The following is a 16,983-nucleotide window of genomic DNA, read 5'->3' as shown; positions in this document are numbered from 1 at the left end:
TATGAAGCGTTTCTATGGATAATGTTAAATAAATCCTGGGGAATAATAGAAAAGTATACAAGAACTAGCTAATCAATCGTGCTCACTTTGTTTGCTTACCCTGACACCGTTGAATGATTAAAAACTCGTTTAAAGTCACTGTTTAAAACCAATTAATTGCTGCGTTATAAATTAATCAGATGGATTAAGGAGATATTTTCGAAGTGTTTGTCCTGTCATTTACAAATAACGACAGGGAGTGGGCAAGAAGTAGAAAATTAAATAATTTTCGCTTCGTCTGCCCACCCCCGCACAGTTGAGTAGGTCTCAAACAAGTCGAAAGACGCAGGTTGAGACCACTCAACCACTGCGCTTTGAATTAAATAGATATGGCTGAGCAGAATTTAAAAAGTTTTTGCCCAGCTGCTTAATTATTTTAAATGTACATCACAAGCATAAAATTAGATGAGTAATAATAATACCAATGAGGTTGAGTAGGAAAATAGTACTGCTCAACCTCATTTATTTTAAAAGTTTAATCATTTATTATAGAATAGGATTGACAGTTAAAAGGGTATTTGTTACGATTCTATTCGTTAAACTAGGAGCTATCGTGTTATCGAGTCATCCCTTTTAAGACCGATTATTCAGTAATGTAACACCATAAACAAGCAATAAGATTAATAGCCGGTTTTTAATGATTTTCACGTTAGTAAAAATCTTTAACTATATATTACAAGGAGGATTTACATGAAAAGAATGAACGTATTTTTAGGCAGCATTTTATTGTTATTAAGTACAATGCTACCAACAACAATGGTTCAAGCAACAGAAAACAAATTGAATATTGTCACCAGTTTTTATCCTATTTATGCCATTACATCTGAGGTAGTTGGTGATTTACATGAAGTACGCATGATTAATTCAGGGACAGGAATTCATGGGTTTGAACCATCCGCATCTGATGTGGCGGCAATATATGATGCGGATATTTTTATTTACCATTCTAAATCATTGGAATCTTGGACCAAAAATTTAGAAGCAAATAGAGGCAATCACCCTGTGCAAATGATACAAGCATCAGAAGGCTTAGAATTTAAGATAGTAGAAGGTTTAGTCCATGACGGTCATGATCATGGTGAAGAATCTGATTTACACGGCAATACTTATGATTTACATTCCTGGCTCGATCCAATTGAAGTGGGAAATGAAGCCCAATTAATCGCCCAATCATTAGCCAAAATTGATCCTGATAATGCTGACATTTATACGCAAAATGCTGAAAAAATGGCCAAAGACGGTGAGGCATTAGTTGAACAATATCAAGCAAAGTTTAATGAGCTTGATAATAAAACCTTTTTAACTCAACATACAGCTTTTTATTATTTAGCTGAACGCTTTGGATTAAAACAGCTTGGGGTAACTGGTATTTCGGCAGAAAAAGAACCAAGCGCCAAGCAATTAAATGAAGTTATGACGTTTGTTAAAGATTATAATATTAAGACAATTTTTGTTGAACCTAATGTGAGCGATAAAATAGCCCAAATCATCTCTACTAATACCGGGGTAGAAATCGCGGTTTTAAATCCTTTAGAAAGTAATCCACAAAATGATTTAACCTTTATGGAAAACTATGAAGAGCAATTAAAAATTTTACTTGAACATTTAAAATAGGTTACTCAGCTGAAAAAAGTGAGAATGGATGTATTACAAGAAGAATCAACCCTTGCGCTGTTAATGAATAATCACTAATTTGACTGAATTTTTCAAATTTATGCCTAGCCTCAATGGTCAGTTGATGATTTATTGGCACGAGCGAAGTAATCTAATAATAGTAAATTAATATCGGTTAAAAGAAATAATTACGATTTGTCTTGACAGATCGTTTTTATTTTCGTAAAATCTAAAAAGTAATAATTACATTATTAGAGGAGGATTTATTTTGAAGAAAAAGTTAATGAGTAGCATGTTAATCTTATCATTGGTAGCAGGTGTTGAGTTAATGCGTTGTCCAGCATTAACGATTATGGCAGAAGAAAGTAGTTCACAAATGCCCGAGGAAGAAGAACATCACGACCATGACCACGACCATGACCACGATCATGACCATGACCATGACCACGAATTCGAATTTGATGCTTCAGCTGTGGTAGCGAAGGAAGGTGACGCTTATATTTTAATTCATGGTGATCACTATCATAAAATAAATGCGAGTGAATTAAGCGATACACAAATTAAAGCCGCTGATGAACATTTAGCAGACCATCCTGAATTAGCAGAAGAATATGAGCAGAAGCAAAATATTTATAACGGATATTTTGAAGATGATCAAGTTGAAGACCGTACTTTAGAAGATTGGGCAGGTGAATGGCAATCTGTATTACCATATCTAGAAGACGGTACCTTAACACCAGTAATGGAGATGAAGGCACGTAAAGAGGGTGCCACCATGTCGGCTGAAGAATATACAGAGTATTACCAAACAGGATATGCAACGGACGTTGAAAAAATTGTTATCAAAGATAATCAAATGAGTTTTACCACTGGCGATAAAACAGTAACAGGTACTTATAAAAATGATGGCTATCAAATACTTACTTATGAGAAAGGAAATCGTGGCGTTCGTTATTTATTTACCAAAGAATCTGGCGATGAAGAAGCACCACAATCTATTCAATTTTCTGACCATAACATTAGTCCAACGCCAGACTTAACTCATTATCATATTTATATGGCTGACATCAGTCATGATGAATTGCTAGAAGAGATGGATAATTGGCCAACATTTTATCCTGCAGATTGGAATGCTGGACAAATTTTAGCGGATCAATTAAATCATTAAAATTAATGAATCATTAGGACCATATAACCGTTGATGATTACCTTGGATTAACTAAATAGGGGTCGGCAGACGAAGCGAAAATCAATTAATTTTATACTTCTTGCCAACTCCCATTTTTAATCATAACTAAGTAAAATAATTCTAAAAAATGTTTTTTCTTTCAAAAGAATGTATAATAGAACTAAACTTTTATGAAGGAGTGATCAAATGAACGGCCAATGGTCATTAAAAGAATTATATTTAGGATATGATACACCTGAATACCAATCAGATTATACAAAACTTGAGGAAACACTCAACCAATTATCTAATATGGAATTAACAGATAATTTATCGACAATTAAAAAGGTCATTGATTTATTGGAGATTCAATCTGATTTAACACGTAAACTTTATGCCTTTTCAAGTTTGCAATTATCAACTAACACGACGCATGAACCAAGTTTGACCGCTATCGCAAAACTAAGAAAATTACTTTCTAATCATGCCAAAACCAATGCGCGTATAGACAAGTTTTTAGGTAATATTGAAACGGATATTACCCAAGATGAAAAATTGACACAGTATCAATTTTTATTTGCAGAACTAAAACAACAAGCCACTCATTTGTTATCAGATGAAGTTGAAGAAGTGATTGCAACCATGAATTTGAGTGCTGGACAGTCTTGGAGTCAATTACAAAGCTTTTTAACCTCAACGGTTGAAACAGAATTTAATGGTGAAAGTTTGACATTAAGTGATATTCGTAATTTAGCTTATGCAGATGATTCAGCGACACGTAAAGCGGCTTATGAAGCGGAATTAGCGATGTATGAATCAATTAAAGAACCAGTTGCTTTTGCACTTAATAATATTAAATCACAAGTCAATGATATTTCTCGTTTAAGAGGTTATGAGAGTGCATTAGAGGTGACTTTGGAACAATCTCGTATGTCAAAAGCGACTTTAGATGCCTTAATTGCTGCTATAAAAGATGCTTTACCGTCATTCCAAAAATATTTTAAACATAAAGCTGGTTTATTAGGTTATGCAAATGGTTTACCATTTTATGAACTATTCGCTCCGATTGGGGAATCAGTAGCTAAGAAATTTACGGTTGATGAAATGAAAGAGTATTTAGTTGAGCATTTTAATAAATTTGCACCTGACTTGGCTGAATTGACGACTGAAGTTTTTGATAAAGAATATGTTGATTTATTCCCACGTAAAGGAAAAGTAGGTGGCGCATTTTGTTCGAATTTAACACCAATTAAACAATCACGTATTTTAATGAACTTTGACGGTAATTTACGTAATGTCGTCACCATGGCGCATGAATTAGGTCATGCTTATCATGGCTCGATTATTCAGGAACATTTACCATTAAATCGTTCTTATACGATGCCAGTAGCAGAAACGGCTTCTACTTTTAATGAAAATATCATTATGAACACCGTTATCGCTGAAGCTAATGATAAGGAAAAAATCGGTTTATTGGAATCATTAATTAGTGATGTAGCGCAAATTGTAGTCGATATTTTATCACGTTATATCTTCGAGACGACTGTTTTTGAAAAACGTCAAGATTCATTTTTATTCTCAAAAGATTTAGAAGCGATTATGTTGGAAGCTCAAGACCAATCATATGGTGAAGGTTTAGACCCTGACTTTCGTCATCCATTTATGTGGTTGTGTAAAGGACACTATTATTCAACCGGTTTAAGTTATTACAATTTCCCTTATGCTTTTGGGGGATTATTTGCGAAAGGGCTTTATGTGCAATATCAAAATGATCCAACTGGCTTTGTTGAAAAGTATCGTGAGATGCTTTATGCTACAACCGTTGGGACTGTTGAAGAGACCGCAGCTAAAATGGGTATCGATGTGACAACCAAAGATTTCTGGGCATCAGCTCTAAAAGAATATCAAAACATGATTGAAGAGTTTATTCAATTAACAAGTGATATCAATGATTAGAAAATGTGAAGTTAAAGACTTACCCAATCTAAGAGAAATTGCGATAGAAACCTACAGGGATACCTTTCATCAAAATACTTCTGATGAAAATCTGGCACTTTATTTTAAAGAAGCATATAATTTAGACACTTTAAAGCAAGAACTAGAAAATCCTTTATCGGAAGTTTATTTATTAGAATCAGATGGAGAGATTGTTGCTTATTTAAAGCTTAATATTGAAGCTGCCCAAACGGAGCCGATGGGGGAAGAAACGTTAGAAGTTCAAAGAATCTATGTTTTAAAGGAACATAAACGCAATGGCTACGGTAAACAATTAATGCAATTAGCTGAAACCAGAGCCCGTGCTTTAGGTAAAAAGAGCATTTGGTTGGGCGTTTGGGAACATAATGAAGCGGCTAAAGCATTTTATCAAAACCATGGCTTTGAACACGTAGGGGAACATCGCTTTTTGGCTGGTAATCAAGTTGATATTGATTGGATTATGCTCAAACACATTTAATGATGACGTTTTTATAGAGTACAAATAGTGAAAAAGAAAAAATCATATCATGTTTAATGATAAATAAGATCGGGTAGAAATATTTTAAACTGTCCCTAAGAGTAGTATTACTTTTTAGTTACTACTAAATAGGGGAGTTTTCATTGTTTCTGTTCGGTCTATTTTTGATTAATGGTTGAGAGGCTAAAGTTTGTGAGATTAGCAAAGTCAATTGAACAAGCACATAAAGACAAAGTAATTTTCTGCGTTATGTCTACACTTAACTGTTACGGCATGGGCAGACGAAGCAAAAACAATCATTTTTCTACTGCTTGCCCACCCCAATGTCAGTGCGAAGTTTTAGATAAGTCACTCTTTTAAAATTCTGACTAAATTATCGGTCATCCTTAATCATTTGCAAAAAACTTGATTTACTATTTCTTTAAGTAGTAGTATCAAGCAATCCGCTTTTTAATATAACAGACTCATTAAACTGTACTAATTTAATAAAAATAATTAATGAAAAGGCTTGAAGCGATTTCGTTATGTGATATAATTTAATTATAGAAGACTATTACATTTATTAATAACAGTTTAGGACAAGGAGGATTTTATAATGACGGAAACTGTAACTCCTGTCATTGGACATGTTCATTCTACTGAAAGCTTTGGTTCAGTGGACGGTCCAGGAATTAGATTTATAAGTTTTATGCAAGGATGTCGGATGCGTTGTGAGTTTTGCCATAACCCAGATACTTGGAATACCCGAGGAGGGAAAGAGTATACTCCACAACAATTATTTGATGAAGCAGTTCAATACCAAGCTTTCTGGGGAGAAAAAGGTGGCGTGACAGTCAGTGGTGGTGAACCATTACTACAGATTGATTTTCTAATTGAATATTTCAAGCTATGTAAAGCGAACGGTGTTAATACAACATTGGATTCTTGTGGGGCTCCTTTTACACGTAAAGAACCATTCTTTAGTCGTTTCCAAGAATTAATGAAGTATACTGATTTAATTTTATTAGATATTAAACATATCGATCCTGAAGGACACCGCAAATTAACGGGACATCCTAATGACAATATTTTAGATTTAGCTCGTTATTTAAGTGAAATTAATCAACCTGTTTGGGTTCGTCATGTTCTAGTACCAGAAAGAACGGACTATGATGAGTATTTAGAGCGATTAGGTGCTTTTGTAGCAACTTTAGATAATGTGTTAAAATTTGAAGTATTGCCTTATCACAAATTAGGGGTATATAAATATAAAGCTTTAGGTATTAAATATCGTTTAGAAGGGATCGAACCGCCTACAGCTGATCGTGTTGAAAATGCTAAACGTATTTTAAATACTGAAAGCTACCAAGGATATTTAAATTATAAACCTAAAGAATTTGCCGGTTATTAAAATAAAAACTCTTTGTTGTCGGATAGCTGATACAAAGAGTATTTTTATACAAATAGATTAAATTTTAACTAATTACTTAAATTTAATAAGCTTTTATAATCTTTAAATGGCGTTTTGTGAATTTCCTCACAAGCAGTTTGAAAAACAAAATATTTTAGAGTATAATGATTAAGTCTTAAATTATTCATAAGGAAAGGGGATATATTATTGGCAAAAGCTCAAACAAAGGCTGAGTTACGTGCTAAAACGGGAGAAGTAAAAATCTTTGGTTTATTACAAAAACTTGGTCAAACATTTATGCTACCTATTTCATTATTACCGGTAGCGGGTATCTTATTAGGGATTGGTTCTTCATTTACGAATCCAACCGTTATTGAAATGTATAATTTACAAAATATTTTACATGAAGGTAATTTATTATATGGTGTGTTAAGAATCTTTGCTGATGCAGGGGACATCATCTTCGGTAACTTAGGTTTATTATTTGGTATTTCAGTTGCTTCAGGTTTAGCAAAAACTGAAAAAGGCGTTGCATCTTTATCTGGTATTATTGGTTATTTTGTAATGTACGCTGCAATGACAAGTACTTTAAACAACTTCCGTGATGTAGAAGAATTAAGCAAAGTACAAGGTTTAATTACGAGCTATTTAGGCTTTGACAATACCATGAACTTAGGGGTTTTAGGTGGGATTGTCATTGGTTTAGTAGTGGCTTATTTACATAATAAATACCATACCATTGAATTACCTGAAGCTTTATCATTCTTCGGGGGAACTCATTTTATTCCAATCGTTTCATCTGTGGCTGGGCTTGTTTTAGGAATCATGTGGGCTTTCGTATGGCCGATTGTTTCTTATGGATTCTCTAGCTTAGGTGGAATTATTTCAGGATTAGGCATTTTTGGTATTTTCTTATATGTATTTATTTACCGTGCCTTAATTCCATTTGGCTTACACCACGTGTTCTATTTACCTTTCTGGCAAACCGCTATCGGGGGAACAGCAGTAGTCAATGGTAAAACAGTTGTAGGGGCTCAAAACATTGTGTTTGCTCAATTAGCAGCTGGGGTACCGATTGATTCTCATGCAGCGGCTCACTTTACGTATATGTTCCCTGTTATGTTATTTGGTATTCCTGCAGCAGCTATCGCTTTATATCGTGCTGCTCGTCCAGAACGTAAAGCTGAAGTGAAAGGTTTCTATACTTCAAGTGCTTTAACTTGTTTTATGACCGGGATTACTGAACCAATCGAATTTGCTTTCGTGTTTGCATCACCATTTATGTATTACTTAGTACACTGTGTACTTTATGGTATTTCAGGTATCTTAGTTTATGTATTAGGTGCTGGAGTTGGATTAACATTCTCAGGTGGTATTATTGACTTCATCTTATATGGTGTTTTACCAGGTAACCACATTACTAAATGGATTCCGGTATTGATATTAGGATTAGTATATTTTGTATTATACTTTATCATCTTTAGCTGGGGTGTTCGTAAGTTCGATTGGAAAGTTCCTGGTAGAGAAGATGTAACAGAAGAAGTAGAAGTTGAATTTGCTGATGCTTCATACGATGAATTAGATGAAAAAGCTCAACGTGCTTACCGTATTGTGGCTGGTTTAGGTGGTTCAAACAACTTAAACGATGTAACTAACTGTGCAACTCGTTTACGTGTTCAAGTTAAAGATGGTTCACTTGTTAACGAAGCATTATTGAAACAAACTGGTTCAGCTGCCGTTGTTGTTAATGGTCAAAACGTTCAAGTTGTCTATGGTACAACAGTTCCTAACGTTAAATCATCGATTGATCAATTAATTGCATCTGGTAATGCGCCAACAGAAGGTGTCGTAGCAAATGGTCATGCAGCTGACACTACAGAAGTAGTTGAAGAAGAAGTTGAATTACCAACAGAAACTGGAAAATTAGTTGAAATTTACGCACCTGCTACTGGTAAAGTGATTGATATTGCGAAAGTAAACGATCCAGTATTTGGTGGAAAAATCATGGGTGAAGGATTTGCCGTTCAACCGACAAATGGCAAAGTCGTATCCCCAGTTGATGCAGAAGTTGTGATGATTATGGATTCAAAACATGCGGTTGGTTTAAAAACAGCCGATGGCTTAGAATTATTAATTCACATGGGTATTGAAACCGTTCAATTAAATGGGGGAGGATTTGAATTATTTGTTCAAGAAGGCGACCAATTAAAAGCCGGTGACGCTGTTGCACAAATGGATTTAGATTATATTTTAAATGAAGGCAAACAAACCGATGTCATCGTTGCCTTAACCAATACCCCAGATATGGTGAACCGTACGATTATTGAAGATGAAAAATCAGTAGAAGCAGGTTTATCTATCGGTCAAGTTGACATCAAAGCTTAATTGGCGATAAAAAGATTATCATAATTATATGGGGTAGTCTTGTTAATATAAAAGTATAATTTAAGACAAAAGAGTGAAGACCACGAAGCATCAACTTCGTGGTTTTTTGATTACTCGTAGCATTAATCAATTTTGAAAAATGTAGTTTCTGGTCATTGAATGGATTAAACATATAGTCATTTAGTTGTTAATATTGAATTATTTGAATTTACGTAAAAAACACGAACATTCTAATTGAAAACGAGTTGATTATTAATAATTGAATTGAAAAACTTCAATAACATGGTTATATTATTATTTGTTGATTAAACAAATATTTATTATGAGGTGTAAGTGTGGAAGAGAAAACAATCGTATCCCCAGAAGATAAGCTATTATATGGTATTAATGATGTGCCACCGATGGGTGTGACTATTTTATTAGCGTTACAACATATTTTAGCGGCCTTTGCCGGGATTATCGCTGTTCCTTTAGTTGTCTGTAGTGTATTAGGGTTTGATGTTCAAACTACTTCGATCATGGTTAGTGCTACCATTTTTGCATCAGGAATTACTACATTTATTCAATCAAAAGGGGTAGGTCCAGTTGGATCGAGAGTTTCAGGCATGATGGGAACGGACTTTACTTTCGTGAATCCATCCATTAGTGTAGGAGCTAAATTCGGCATAGCAGGGATTGTTGCAGCAACCATTACAGGTTCTTTAGTTGAAATTATTTTAAGTCGTTTTATTAAACCCTTAATGAAATTTTTCCCACCATTAATTACTGGGACAGTTGTTTCATTAATCGGGATTACGTTATTACCTGTTAGTATGGATTGGGCTGCTGGTGGTGTTGGCGCTGCTGATTATGGTTCAATAAAAAATATTGCGGTTGCTTTTGTGATTATGGTCTTTACTTTATTTTTAAATCATTATGGTAAAGGGATGTGGAGTACAGCTTCTGTCTTTATTGGGATGGTATTTGGTTATATCGTTTGTATTCCTTTAGGAATGGTTGATTTAGATTCCGTAAAAGATGCTGCTTGGTTTGCGTTTCCAAATGTATTACGTTACGGTTTTAAATTTGATTTAGCTTCAACGTTATCATTTGTACCTGCCTATGTGGTATCTTTAATTGGTACGGTGGGTATTACGATGGCGATTGGGGAAGCATCAGGTGAGAAATTACCAAGTGAGCGTGCTGCTAGTGGTGTATTAGCTGATGGTGTTGGTTCAATGATTTCTGGTTTGTTCGGTGGTGGACCGAATACCGCTTTCTCGCAAAACGTTGGTTTAATTACATTAACTAAAGTAGCGAGTCGTCACGTGATGGTGGTTGCCGGGATTATTTTAGCTATCTTAGGTGTCTTTCCTAAATTATCAGCATTAATCTCTGTTATGCCTCAACCAGTTTTAGGTGGTGTAGGGGTCATTATGTTCGGTTTAGTAGCTGCTCAAGGGATTAAAACTTTAGCGCAAATTAAATTAGGCGACCGAGAATTATTAATTATTTCCGTTGCATTTGCCTTAGGGATTGGCGTAACAGTTCGTCCTGAATTATTAGAAGGTTTACCGAATGCACTACAAATGTTATTATCTTCTGGTATTTCTACCGGTACGTTAGCAGCCTTAATCTTAAACGTTGTTTTAAAAGAAAAGTAATTTAATAAAATAAAAATAGGGAGTGGGCAAGTTTTTCTTGTCCACTCCTTATTTCATTAGGAAAGTTATTGGATAAAATTTAGTTAAAAAGCCGTTAGCTTTATTAAAAAAAACGGTGTCACTTTTGAAAAGTTAATTGATATTTCGACGTTTCATTTCATTTAAAATAAATTGTTTAGAATTTTCTAGATGTTCACCAATAATCAATTCAATTTGATCTTTATCACGATTTTTCATGCCACGATAGATTAACCAGTGTTCTTTTAAAGCTAAGTCTCGGCGATCAGACGAACGAATCGATAAGTCACGAAAATAAAGTAAATATTCAGATAATTTAGTAACGATTGATTTCAAACGAACCATTTTACTTTTCTCCCAAATAAAATTGTTGAAATCAGAAAAATTTTGTAAAACTAAATCAATCTCATTGGCATCATTATATTTTTCACCCGTTAATAATAGTTGTTTTAACTCTTCGAAATCCTCATCCGTCATTTGATCATAAGCTTTAACGGTCGCAAGGGTATCTAAGGCTTTGCGAATATCATAAATTTCAAAGGCATCTTTAATGGTAATTCCTTTAACAATCCGTCCTACTCGAGGAATATGTTCAACTAATTTTTCTTTTTCTAATTCTAATAGGGCATAGCGCACAGGGGTACGACTAATATTTAATTTTTCAGCTAATTCCTTTTCATTAATGCGTTCACCCGCAGGGATTTCCCCAATAATAATGGTTTTACGTAATGCCTCATAAACGGAATCTTTCAAAGGAATATCTTGAGAAACTAAAATATTGGATTTGATAATATTAATTTGCTGTGGCGTAATCAAAACAATCACCTCTCTATTTAATGAAACATCTTCGTTTAAATAATATCTCAACTGTGTTTTTATTGTTTTTTAAGACAATCACAATTAAAATCGTTTATAATGAACTTAAGATTAATTTTAATTAAGCGTTTTAAAGGTTAACGCTTATTATTTTAACATAAATCATTATAAAATACATATAATTTAAGAAAGAGAGAGCAGATCAATGAGCAATATTTGTGAGTGGATTACGTCAAATGCTGAAAAAGCTTTGTTAGTAGAAGTGATGTTAACGCCCAAACCTGGGTTAGTTGATTGTATGAATAGTGGCGCGCATTCCGATATGAATTATTTTACTTTTGTTGAAAGTACGAAAGCATTGACGCCATTTTTCAAGCAGTATCTACAATTGGGAATGGAACATCAAGGCAATTTACAACAATTATTTATGAATGCTCGCCAAATGGGTGTAAAAGCCGAGCAAGCGATGTTAAAAGCTACTAAGGGGGTTAATACTCATAAGGGTGCTAATTACTCTTATGCAACGATTTTAACGGCTTTAGGGTATTATTTAACGCAACATCCCGAAAAAACAACCTTTAGTGCACAAGATACCGAAGCAATCCTATCCTTATCAGAACCAATGACCTATGATTTTTGGCAATCAGAACTAGCACAATTGAAAAATAAAACAGAGTCGATTACTAATGGGGAGCGTATTTATTTAGATTATGGTTTAACAGGGATTAAAGGCGAATCGATGAATGGCTATCCATTATTGAGAGAGATGGTTTTGCCTTTTACTAGAGAATTATTGAATTATACGGACAATTTGCAATATGTCTTATCCAAAGCGCTACTATTATTAATATCTCAAGCAGAAGATACTAATATTATTCATCGAGGTAATTATGAGATATGGCAAAATGTTAAAGCGAAGGCTGGATCTATATTAAAAGAATTAAATGAGGATAATTTTCAATATTTAATTAGTCAATGGGACCAAGAATTGATTGAACAAAATTTGAGTCCGGGTGGTGCTGCTGATTTATTATCGATAGTCGTATTCTTTTTATATTTGGAAAAAATATTGTAAGATATAAAAAAAGAATGAGGAGGTACCAAGGTGAAGTTAAATAAATCGCTACTCAATAGGCGAGAATTTTTATTAATTATTACTTTATATACATTTGTATTTGCGCTGTTTATTCCTGAGGAAACGAGTGTTTTACAGATGTATTATCAATTAATCATGTCCCAAACTAATTTACTAACAGATTTTATTGAAATAGCTGGTTTTAGAGCAACTTTCTTTAATGTGGGTCTTCATAGTCTCGTTATTTACTTGCTTTTATTGTGGAAGGGTCAGCGTTATCTAACCAGTTTTGAATTAGGTGTAACAGGATTATTTTTAGGACATGCTTTTTTTGGAACTCATATCATTAATATACTGCCAATTATTTTAGGGACGATGTTTTACTATTATAGTATGAATCATGAAAAAGAGTATCGCTTGGTAAGTATCCTAGCGACTGCTAATGCACCCTTGGTTAGTTCAATTTATTTGGATAGTGTATTTGGTCCTTATCGTTGGCTTTTAGCGATGGCGGTAGGATTTGTTATTGGAAGTATTTCAGTTAAAATTGCCAACCAATTTGTCCAATTCCATAAAGGATATACGCTATATAATTTTGGGTTTACCATGGGTGTCATCGCCATGTTTATTAGTTTTGTATTCCCTTATTTCGATATGAATGTGGAAATTAATTTGTTTCAAGATAATGAGTATGCGATCAATTATTTTGAATTTTACTTTTGGGGTTGGCTAATCCTTTTAGCAATCATTGGGTTATATCGTCAAAAGGTTCAGTTTAAAGAATTATGGTCTTTTATTAAAATAAAAGGGAATTTTTACCATGATCAATTTCGATATTTTAGAACCTCTACCTTAACACTTAATATGTTAATTAATGGTATTGTATTCTATATGTTACTTAAGTTGATAAATGTCTCTTTAAATGGCCCAATAATCGGTGCAATGTTAACGGTTATTTTATTTGGTGCTGTTGGGAAAACAATATTAAATTCATTACCGATTAGTTTAGGGATAATCTTTTCAGTTTATATTTCGGGTAGTGCATTTAATAGTACCTATATTGTATTAGCGTTATTATTTAGTACGGGATTAGCACCGATTTCGGCTCGTTTTGGACCATTATGGGGCTTTGTTGCCGGGGTACTACATTTCCACATGGTTGAAATTAGTGGTCAGCTTCATCTAGGGATGAATATTTATAATAATGGTTTTGCTAGTGGTTTTGTAGCAGCGATTGTCATTCCTATTATCGAATTGATTGGCGAGTGGAAAGACTCTATATTAAATCCATCGTAAATACGAGTTCGAGTATAGAACTATCAAGGAATACTTCTTTGGTTAAGAGTCAAGAATTAATGTGAAAACATGGCTTGGAGGAGACGAAAGTGTCTTTTTCAAGCCATGTTTATTTTTTATTAGTGTGCAAAGGAGGGGGTTATTGTACGGCTCAAATCCGCTACTTCTAATGTCTGTGAGATAATAAGGACTATCAATAATTAATGATGTTGGTTATCCTTAATGGCTTTAATATTGCGAATAATCGTATGAGCTTCAGGGGATGTTAAATAGTCAAAAGTGGTACTAGACACTGATTTTTTTACAAAATCCCAGTCATCCTCTTTAATGGCCATTCTAACTTTTGAAGCACTGATTGCTTGTTTAGTGTCATCTTGTTTACGTTCAATAACCGTTAATCGAAGAGGGGAGTCTTGAAAAACATTCGTCATCATTTGGTTATAGATGTTTGTCATTTGACTGTATGGCTCTTCACCCACAAAACGATCAGTAATACCTAAGTGTTGGGCAATTTTCATAAAGATACTTGCATCAACCATCGCTTGGCTTTCCATGACACTTTGTTCATCTTTTTGGAAATAACCTGGAAAAGTTGCTTGGCTAATAATATAATGCCCAGTTGGTACAATCATCACATTCGGTAGGTGTGCTATTCCTTTTTCTACTAAGTCTTTTCTAACAGCATAGGGAAAAACACTCGCATCTTCCTCAAGTAAAAATAGATATACCCAATCAAATTTAGCCGCAACAGTTTCAACTAAATATTGGTGTCCCAAAGTAAAGGGATTACAATTCATGACGAGAGCCGCTTTCGTGCCAGACTCTTTTTTAAATGGGATGAGTGAGTTTAAATAGTGATCAAATCCTTTTTGTTTATTTTCTAAAAAAGTAATACCATTTTCTGTTTGCACCAGTTTATGAAATCCTAGTTGTTCAAAAAAATGTGCAGTATCATTTTTAGTATAGACAAAAAGATGAAAAACCTCTTGATAATAAAGTTGATGAATTAAATGGGTAATAATTTGATTCATTAACCCTTCACCTTGATAGCAATCATCAATTGCTATGCAACGTAAAGTGTTGCGATAATAACTACCAGTCGCAATCATCTCATCTTTATCATTAAAAATGCCACAACTATAGTCAATATTTTGATCGAGACGTATACCTTGTTGATTTAATAATGTTACCATTTTATTTTTTTGTTCTTTTGTATATAAAGTGGTTACTTCATAATGCATCGTCATCATCCTTTCAATATTAGAAATCAGCGTATTGGTTATCTTTATCTTATCAAAAATTTGTAAGGAAGCGTATTATTTATGATAGAAATACGATAAAAAAACACGGTGTCTAAAAATATTTTGAAAGTTGAGAAAATATTCATTCAATGAGATACTAGAATTACTAACAATGTATAAAGAGGAGTGACGATCATCGAGAAGATTTACTTAGCCGGAGGCTGTTTATGGGGCGCACAATACTTTTTTAAAGAAATGACAGGGATTCATCATGTGGAAGCTGGTCGAGCTAATGGAACCACGAATTCTCTAGAGGGTCCTTATGATGGCTACGCTTAATGTGTGAAGATTGATTATGACCCAGAAAAAATTCTTTGACCCAATTATTGGATTATTTATTTGAAATTATCGACCCTTATAGTTTAAATCAACAAGGATTTGATAAGGGTGAAAAATACCGTACTGGCATTTACAGTCAAAAAGCAGAACACTTAATAGGCGCCCGGCAAAATATCGATGCACGTGATGATGCGGATAAAATCAGAGGCGAAGTGAAACCCTTGACAAATTATATCGCCAGCGCTTTGATACATCAAAATCACTTAGATATTTATCCCGAAGATCGTTAATTGTGTCATTTACCAACAGCTGTTTTGAACCGGTATCGGAAAACGCAACCTGTTCAAGATTGAAAATTATATTCGTGCTATTTATACCCACCAAATCGAAATAGCACCAATTCAAAACTCAACATGATTTTAATCTAAGCACAAACTAGAAGGGGATAGGCAAACGAAGTGAAATTTATTTGATAATCTACCTCTGACCAACTCTCAACTATACGGGGCAGGCAAACGAAGTGAAAATCAATTAATTTTCTATTTCTGTTCTATTTCCAACTATGCGAAGGGGTGAAATCGAAGCGAAAAAAATCGTTTTTCTACTTCTATTTCACTCACTTTCTTTATTTTTCTCGCAAAGATTGATAAAATAGAGAGAATGAAAAAATTAGAAAGAGGAACATAATGAAAATACTGTTCATAGGTGATGTTGTAGGTAAAAAAGGGCAAGCAGCTTTAAAGGAGTTTTTACCGGAGTTAAAACAAACGCATCGTCCGCAAGTGACAATTATTAATGGCGAAAATATATCAGATGGAAGAGGGATTTCAGAAAAATTATACAAATGGTTATTAACGATGGGCGCTAATGTCGTGACTTTAGGTAATCATGCTTGGGATAATTATGAAATTTACCAATTTATTGAAAAAGCCCAATGTTTAGTTCGACCCATTAATTTACCAAAAGGCACTCAAGGACAAGGAATTACTTATCTTAAAGTGAATCAACAAAAATTAGCGGTCATTAATGTATTGGGAAGTGTTTTTATGAATGCTTGTATTGAACCATTTACTTATCTACCTGAACTAATCGAGGAAGTGCGTAAAGAAACCCCCTTTATTTTTATTGATTTTCATGCAGAGGCTACCAGTGAGAAACAAGCCTTAGGTTATTTACTTGATGGAAAAGTTTCAGCTATCGTTGGTACCCATACTCATGTACAAACTAATGATGCGCGTATTTTACCTAAAGGGACAGCCTATCAAACGGATGTTGGTATGACCGGGACATTAGATAGTGTGATCGGCTTTAATCACCAACAAGTCGTTCAAAAGTTTTCGACTCAATTACCGATGCGTTTAGAACAATCAGAGACAAATGAATTGTTATTAAGTGGCTGTGTAATTGAGTTGGATAACCAAACAGGTTCGGCCTTAAGTATTGAGCCGATTTATATGACAAACCAAAAACGATTTAAAACACGTAAGTATCGTCATGTATAACT

At 34.0% G+C, this 16,983-nt stretch carries 14 protein-coding genes; 12 read left to right on the top strand and 2 right to left on the bottom strand.

All coding sequences use genetic code 11. The annotated features are described in order from the left end of the window. Window positions 1–729: 729 nt before the first annotated feature. The 7 genes from LB888_RS11420 to LB888_RS11390 all read left to right on the top strand — a co-directional run bounded on the left by LB888_RS11420 (window position 730) and on the right by LB888_RS11390 (window position 10,694). Window positions 730–1,653 carry a metal ABC transporter solute-binding protein, Zn/Mn family gene (locus LB888_RS11420; RefSeq protein WP_318753003.1) on the top strand — a complete coding sequence of 308 codons (924 nt, stop codon included), beginning with the start codon at window positions 730–732 and terminating at the stop codon, window positions 1,651–1,653. Between the two features lie 268 nt (window positions 1,654–1,921). Further along, the gene (locus tag LB888_RS11415; protein WP_318753002.1) at window positions 1,922–2,821 is read left to right on the top strand and encodes a ZinT/AdcA family metal-binding protein; all 900 of its coding nucleotides are present in this window, start codon (window positions 1,922–1,924) and stop codon (window positions 2,819–2,821) included. 207 nt (window positions 2,822–3,028) lie between these two features. Continuing rightward, window positions 3,029–4,777 (top strand): M3 family oligoendopeptidase, encoded by a 1,749-nt coding sequence (locus LB888_RS11410; RefSeq protein WP_318753001.1) that lies wholly within the window; start codon window positions 3,029–3,031, stop codon window positions 4,775–4,777. Then, window positions 4,770–5,276 (top strand): GNAT family N-acetyltransferase, encoded by a 507-nt coding sequence (locus LB888_RS11405; RefSeq protein WP_311921333.1) that lies wholly within the window; start codon window positions 4,770–4,772, stop codon window positions 5,274–5,276. Before LB888_RS11410 ends, LB888_RS11405 begins: the two co-directional genes overlap by 8 nt. 595 nt (window positions 5,277–5,871) lie before the next feature. Next, window positions 5,872–6,666, top strand: coding sequence for a pyruvate formate-lyase-activating protein (pflA, locus tag LB888_RS11400; protein ID WP_066123388.1), 795 nt, complete (start codon window positions 5,872–5,874; stop codon window positions 6,664–6,666). A 207-nt stretch (window positions 6,667–6,873) separates the two neighbouring features. Beyond that, complete coding sequence (locus LB888_RS11395) at window positions 6,874–9,051, top strand: glucose PTS transporter subunit IIA (protein WP_318753000.1); 2,178 nt, start codon at window positions 6,874–6,876, stop codon at window positions 9,049–9,051. Between the two features lie 335 nt (window positions 9,052–9,386). Then, complete coding sequence (locus tag LB888_RS11390) at window positions 9,387–10,694, top strand: nucleobase:cation symporter-2 family protein (protein ID WP_318752999.1); 1,308 nt, start codon at window positions 9,387–9,389, stop codon at window positions 10,692–10,694. 132 nt (window positions 10,695–10,826) lie between these two features. On the opposite strand, the gene LB888_RS11385 is transcribed toward LB888_RS11390, so the two are convergent. Next, the gene (locus tag LB888_RS11385; protein ID WP_407645205.1) at window positions 10,827–11,510 is read right to left on the bottom strand and encodes a GntR family transcriptional regulator; all 684 of its coding nucleotides are present in this window, start codon (window positions 11,508–11,510) and stop codon (window positions 10,827–10,829) included. Between the two features lie 223 nt (window positions 11,511–11,733). Here LB888_RS11385 and citG point away from each other — a divergent pair, with 223 nt between their 5' ends. After that, the gene (gene citG, locus LB888_RS11380) at window positions 11,734–12,603 is read left to right on the top strand and encodes a triphosphoribosyl-dephospho-CoA synthase CitG (protein WP_318752998.1); all 870 of its coding nucleotides are present in this window, start codon (window positions 11,734–11,736) and stop codon (window positions 12,601–12,603) included. Between the two features lie 30 nt (window positions 12,604–12,633). Next, window positions 12,634–13,899, top strand: a complete 1,266-nt coding sequence (locus tag LB888_RS11375; protein WP_318752997.1) for a DUF1576 domain-containing protein — start codon at window positions 12,634–12,636, stop codon at window positions 13,897–13,899. A 200-nt stretch (window positions 13,900–14,099) separates the two neighbouring features. On the opposite strand, the gene citC is transcribed toward LB888_RS11375, so the two are convergent. Continuing rightward, on the bottom strand, window positions 14,100–15,140 hold the full coding sequence (gene citC, locus LB888_RS11370; protein ID WP_318752996.1) for a [citrate (pro-3S)-lyase] ligase: 1,041 nt from the start codon (window positions 15,138–15,140) through the stop codon (window positions 14,100–14,102). A 186-nt stretch (window positions 15,141–15,326) separates the two neighbouring features. Between citC and LB888_RS11365 the strand changes: the two genes are divergently transcribed. The 3 genes from LB888_RS11365 to LB888_RS11355 all read left to right on the top strand — a co-directional run bounded on the left by LB888_RS11365 (window position 15,327) and on the right by LB888_RS11355 (window position 16,981). Beyond that, the gene (locus LB888_RS11365; protein WP_318752995.1) at window positions 15,327–15,479 is read left to right on the top strand and encodes a peptide-methionine (S)-S-oxide reductase; all 153 of its coding nucleotides are present in this window, start codon (window positions 15,327–15,329) and stop codon (window positions 15,477–15,479) included. A gap of 35 nt (window positions 15,480–15,514) precedes the next feature. Further along, window positions 15,515–15,769, top strand: a complete 255-nt coding sequence (locus tag LB888_RS11360) for a peptide-methionine (S)-S-oxide reductase (protein ID WP_318752994.1) — start codon at window positions 15,515–15,517, stop codon at window positions 15,767–15,769. Window positions 15,770–16,165: 396 nt separating this feature from the next. Further along, window positions 16,166–16,981, top strand: a complete 816-nt coding sequence (locus tag LB888_RS11355) for a TIGR00282 family metallophosphoesterase (protein ID WP_318752993.1) — start codon at window positions 16,166–16,168, stop codon at window positions 16,979–16,981. Window positions 16,982–16,983 lie beyond the last annotated feature (2 nt).

Source organism: Globicatella sp. PHS-GS-PNBC-21-1553 (assembly GCF_033564055.1).
Taxonomy (GTDB): Bacteria; Bacillota; Bacilli; order Lactobacillales; family Aerococcaceae; genus Globicatella; species Globicatella sulfidifaciens.
The sequence above is the reverse complement of the archived record's forward strand: the minus strand, read 5'-3'. Positions and strand labels throughout refer to the sequence as shown.